Raw genomic sequence first — 4727 nt, 5'->3', positions numbered from 1 at the left:
CCCGGAAGATGTGGAAGGTCATCAACCGGGTCCACCCGCTCGACCCCGTGGCCCGGTGCACCGTGGAGCGTCGGATGCGCGCATTGGGCCTTGCTGGGGTGCCCAACGCCAGGTCGGCCCGCACGACGCGTCCCGCACCGCCTGGCGGTCACGAGCCACGCGACCGGCTCGAGCGTGACTTCACGGCTGGGGCCCCGGACCAGCGGTGGGTTGCCGACATCACGTACGTCCCGACGTGGACCGGGTTCGTCTATGTCGCCTTCGTGATGGATCTGTTCGCCCGCCGCGTCGTCGGCTGGCGAGTGTCCCGCTCGCTGCGCACCGATCTGGCGCTGGATGCCCTCGAGCACGCCATCTGGACCCGTTCTCGTGATCACCGTGACCTGTCGAAACTGGTCCATCACAGCGATAAGGGCGTGCAATACCTCGCCATTCGCTACACCGAACGTCTCGCCGAGGCCGGGATCGAAGCCTCGGTCGGCTCGACAGGCGACTCCTACGACAACGCCGCCGCCGAGGCCCTGAACAAGCTGTACAAAAAGGAGCTCATCTGGCGACGAGGTCCGTGGCGCGGCCTCGACGACGTCGAGATCGCAACCGGGACTGCTGCACCGATAGGTGACAGTGGGTAGTCACGCAGCCTGGTCGGCTGGTGTGGTCATGGTGGTCTCGTATTCGATGGGCGTCAATCGGCCCAGGCGGTCTTGTCGTCGGCGGCGGTGGTAGGTCCGCTCGATCCAGGTGACGATCGCGATCCGCAACTCGTCGCGGGTGTCCCAGCGGCGGCTGTTGAGCACGTTCTTCTGCAGGAGCGCGAAGAACGACTCCATCGCCGCGTTGTCGCCGCAGGCACCGACCCGTCCCATGGACCCGACGAGCTGGTGGCGGCCCAGGCTGTGGACGAATCGCCGGCTTCGAAATTGCGAGCCTCGGTCGCTGTGCACGATGCACCCGGCCACATCAACACCGTCAGCCTGACGGCGTGCGACGGCCGAGTTCAGCGCTGTGACAGCCAGTTGCGACGTCATCCGCTCATCGATGCTGTAGCCGACGATCCGCCCGGAGCAAGCGTCCTTGATCGCGCACATGTAGAGCTTGCCCTCCCCAGTCCAATGCTCTGTGATGTCGGTCAGCCACACACGATTCGGTGCCGCCGCGCTGGTGAAGTCGTGCCGAGTGCGGCCGCTCTCGTCCTCGATCGCGAGGCGGTCATCGTGCACCGGCGGTCCCGGCCGCGGACGGGCCGAGCGCTTCTTGCCGAAGGTCGACCACCAGCCCTGCTGCGAGCAGATCGCCCAGGCGGTCCGCTCGCTCATCGCCGATCCGACCTCGGCGGCTTCCTCGGCCAGGTACCGGTACCCGAACGCGGGGTCATCACGGTGAGCGTCGAACAACGCGTTCGCGCGGTACGCCCAGGCCAGCTCGGCCTCGGTGACCGGTGCGGCGAGCCACCGGTAGTACTGCGCACGACACAACTTCAACATCCTGCACGTCACCGACACAGGCACCCGAACCCGGGCGTCCTGACCGGCCAGCTCACGGACGAGCGGGAACATCATTTTCCCGGCAGGTTCGCCTGCGACAAGTACGCCGCCGCCCGCCGCAACACCTCGTTCTCCTGCTCCAGCATTCGGTTACGGCGCTTGAGCTCGCGCAGCTCGGCGGCCTGCTCGCCCGTGACGCCCGGCACGTTGCCGTCCTCGACATCAGCCCGCTTGAGCCAGTTCGTCAGGCACGACTCGCTGATCCCGAAGTCAGCAGCGATCTGCTTGAGATGGACTCCTGGCTCACGGTTCCTCGCGACCCGGACCACGTCATCGCGGAACTCTTTGGGGTAGGGCTTGGGCACGGTGTCCATCCTTCCAGCAGCGCCCCTCGACGCCACAGATCAGATGTCACCTATCGGTGCAGCAGTCCCGCCCAAGGCAAGGACGGCGTAGACAGCCGCCGCCGCAGTGGGGACGGCGACCAGTCGTGGAAGGATGCTGCCGACCGCGGACCCGAGGCTGGCTGCGGCGATGAGGGTCGCTCCGGCCGAGATCGTCACCAGCGCGGTCGTAGGCCCTGGGGGCCATCCGGCGACATAGGTGACAATTGCCAGCGGAAGGAGCACCCCGAGCAGCAGTGCTGGGGCGGTCAACCCGCTTAGTGCCTTTGCTCGGTGGGCTCCAGCGAACGTCGCGTCGAGCCAGGGCATGATCCGGGCGGTGTCCCATGCTGCCCATCCGGCGAGGAGAGGTCCCGTAACCACTAGGGCGACCCACCCTTGGCTGAGCGCGACCAAAGGGTAATCCCCGAAGAAGTCACGCTCGGAAATTGCGGCCGCGTAGGTCGCGATAGCAATGAGCAGCAGAAAAATCCCGGCCGTGGACCACCTCAGGGCACGCCAGAGACTCATGCGTCTCCCGTCAGCGACGCAAACGCGGACTCTGCCCTGCGCGCTACATCTCTTCCGTGGCCTAGTCGAAGATAGTCCTCGATCGACCCGCTGAAGACGATACGGCCCTCTTCAAGCACGGAGACGGCGGTGAACAGCTCGTCAACGTCATCGAGCTGGTGCGTGGACAGAACGGCGGGCCGGTCAAGGTTAAGAAGCAGATCGCGAAATCGTGCCCGTTGACGCGGATCCAGACCCGCCGTGGGCTCGTCGAGCAAGATGATCTCCGAAGGACGGGCCAAGGCTTCGGCAAGGCCCACTCGCCGCAGCTCGCCTCCAGAGAGGCGGCTTGGGTCGTCATCGATCTTGTGGAGCAGGTCCACCTGACTGATGGCTTCTCTGGCAGCGGTGCGTGCTTCGCTCTTGCTGCGCCCCCCCCAGCCAGGCCGCGAAAGCAACCTGCTCGACAACAGTGAGTTTCGGAACGCTCGAAATGCTCTGCTGCATCATCGACACGCGGCGGCGCAGTTCTCGAGCGCGCGGACGCTCCCCATCAATCTCGACCGTCCCCGTTCTCGGTCGTAGCGCACCCGAGGCAACCTTCAGCGTGGTGGTCTTCCCGGCTCCGTTTCTACCCAGCAGAAGAGTCCGGCCAGTTGAGGGGGGCGCCCACGAGAGTCCCTTGAGGACGTCACGACGTCCACGGCGAACAGTGACGTCCTCAAGGGACAGAAGCATGAGGCTACGGCTCGTTTCTGGGATCAGTACTGAATAGCAACTCGGGACGAAAACGAGCCTGTCGACCCGGCATTCTTGAGCACGAAGTGGATGGCACCGCTCGTCCGCTTGTACCCGACCCAGTAGTCGCAGCTCTCCTTCTGCACACCGACGACCTCGTCCGGCACCGGGAACTGGCGGTTCCGGTAAAAGGCCATCCCAGCATTCGACTTCGAGCAGCGGGTGAGGCGCTTACCGTTGGCCACGGCGTCGCTGTTTTTGTCCGTCCAGGTACGCGAACCGAAGCCGCTATTGGCACCCGAGATGCTCCCGCTCCAACTTCCCTCCGCGAAGGCTGGGGTTGCGGCGATCGTGCACGCCGCGACTAGTCCGATGGCCTTGATGGCCGACTTGAAAAGTGGCGTCTTTCCCATGATGAATCTCCCCTTGTGATGCCACGACGAGTTCGTAGCACCACAAGACTTTCGGGGGTCCTCCCTTACGTCAACGACCCAACCGGAGTGTCACCAACCTGTCGGCCGAGTACACCTAGAGTCCGACTACCATCGTTAGTTCGTCCCCGCCGCGGATCAGCACGTTGACCTCAACACACAGCTGCGGGTGGTCGTGTCTCCACTCGAGGACTGGCAACAGGTCTGCAGCGACCTGACTCGTGCCACCGGGGTGTCAGTGGGGCGGTAAGTCGAGTGCCTTTCAAACGCAACACCTCAGCGTTGGACACGTACGGCTCGGTGACGTCAGGTTCTGAGTCACCAAGCCGCCACTGTCGGCCAGCCGCGCAGGAGGTCCCCAGATACCTCGGCTCAGTAGTGGTCCGGCTCGGAAGCCATCGAGTCGAGGAGAGGTGGGCAAGGCGACCGGCTGGCGACCAAACGTGGGTGTGCGGTGACGATCGTCAAACGCGACACGAGGCCAGCGACGACCGTTCACCGACCCGCTGTCGAGATGCATCGAAGACTGCACACGACACGCGGCCTACATTGCACAAGGCCCTCGCGGATGGCGTCGTGCAAAGTACCGCGGCGGAGCTGCTACTTGACCATCTCAGGGCCATGGCCGCTTACCCTGGCCCCGCAAGGGGATCGGCGTGCGGCGCTCCGTCTGGCTATCGCCGGCTGGACGCTGCCAGCCGGTGAAGAGTGGGACGAGCACCCCTGCGGTGAGGACGATTTCGCCGAGCACACCCAGCGCCCCGGACCGACGGCTCGACAGCCGTAACCGGTCCACTCATCGCGAGGCTTGCGGCAGACGACTCCCGCTGGGACGCATCTGCGTCGGAGCCCACCCGCTCTTCAGCATCCGATCGCGAGCGTCCCATCGCACGAATCTAGGGGTGCCTCGCAAGCGTCGCAATCTCCGATTAGGCGGAACCACACAAACTGGCCACCCGACCTTGAGAGCGCTTATTGAGTGCACTGGAAACCCAGTCCCGGACTCACACCTCCCGACCGACGTCACCTCCGATCGGTGTCTTTGCGGGGGTCTTCAGTCTTATCCGTGTCCGTGGTCTGGCCGGAGCTGTGGCGCAGGTTCGCTGCCTGCTCGATGTCTTGCTGCTCCTTCTTTTCGTCTTTGCGGATCTTGGTGTCCCGCACAGGGAGCTGGATGTCGG

5 protein-coding genes and 1 pseudogene are annotated in these 4727 nt (G+C 64.8%); 1 reads left to right on the top strand and 5 read right to left on the bottom strand.

Annotated elements, in window-relative coordinates; genetic code table 11:
- Nucleotides 1-599: pseudogene (locus B277_RS08325) on the top strand (IS3 family transposase); the annotation flags it as partial.
- A gap of 33 nt (nt 600-632) precedes the next feature.
- Here the strand turns inward: B277_RS08325 and B277_RS08320 are convergent.
- The 5 genes from B277_RS08320 to B277_RS17940 form a co-directional block, all read right to left on the bottom strand.
- Nucleotides 633-1849, bottom strand: a protein-coding gene (locus B277_RS08320) for an IS3 family transposase (protein ID WP_238148086.1) whose coding sequence is annotated in 2 segments (ribosomal slippage) — nt 633-1562 and nt 1565-1849 — 1215 coding nt in all. Because the reading frame shifts where the segments join, the coding sequence is not laid out codon by codon here.
- A 39-nt stretch (nt 1850-1888) separates the two neighbouring features.
- Entirely contained in the window at nt 1889-2398 is a 510-nt protein-coding gene (locus B277_RS08310; protein WP_007927220.1) for a hypothetical protein, read from the bottom strand.
- The gene (locus tag B277_RS19545; protein ID WP_274517176.1) at nt 2395-2835 is read right to left on the bottom strand and encodes an ATP-binding cassette domain-containing protein; all 441 of its coding nucleotides are present in this window, start codon (nt 2833-2835) and stop codon (nt 2395-2397) included. The genes B277_RS08310 and B277_RS19545 overlap by 4 nt, the downstream gene beginning before the upstream one ends.
- Nucleotides 2735-3115: an ATP-binding cassette domain-containing protein gene (locus B277_RS20315; protein ID WP_083853698.1), complete on the bottom strand. Its 381-nt coding sequence runs from the start codon at nt 3113-3115 to the stop codon at nt 2735-2737. Before B277_RS20315 ends, B277_RS19545 begins: the two co-directional genes overlap by 101 nt.
- Nucleotides 3116-3138: 23 nt before the next feature.
- Nucleotides 3139-3312: a hypothetical protein gene (locus tag B277_RS17940; RefSeq protein ID WP_169330601.1), complete on the bottom strand. Its 174-nt coding sequence runs from the start codon at nt 3310-3312 to the stop codon at nt 3139-3141.
- Nucleotides 3313-4727 lie beyond the last annotated feature (1415 nt).

It is taken from the genome of Janibacter hoylei PVAS-1, assembly GCF_000297495.1.
GTDB classification, from domain to species: domain Bacteria; phylum Actinomycetota; class Actinomycetes; order Actinomycetales; family Dermatophilaceae; genus Janibacter; species Janibacter hoylei.
The sequence above is the reverse complement of the archived record's forward strand: the minus strand, read 5'-3'. Positions and strand labels throughout refer to the sequence as shown.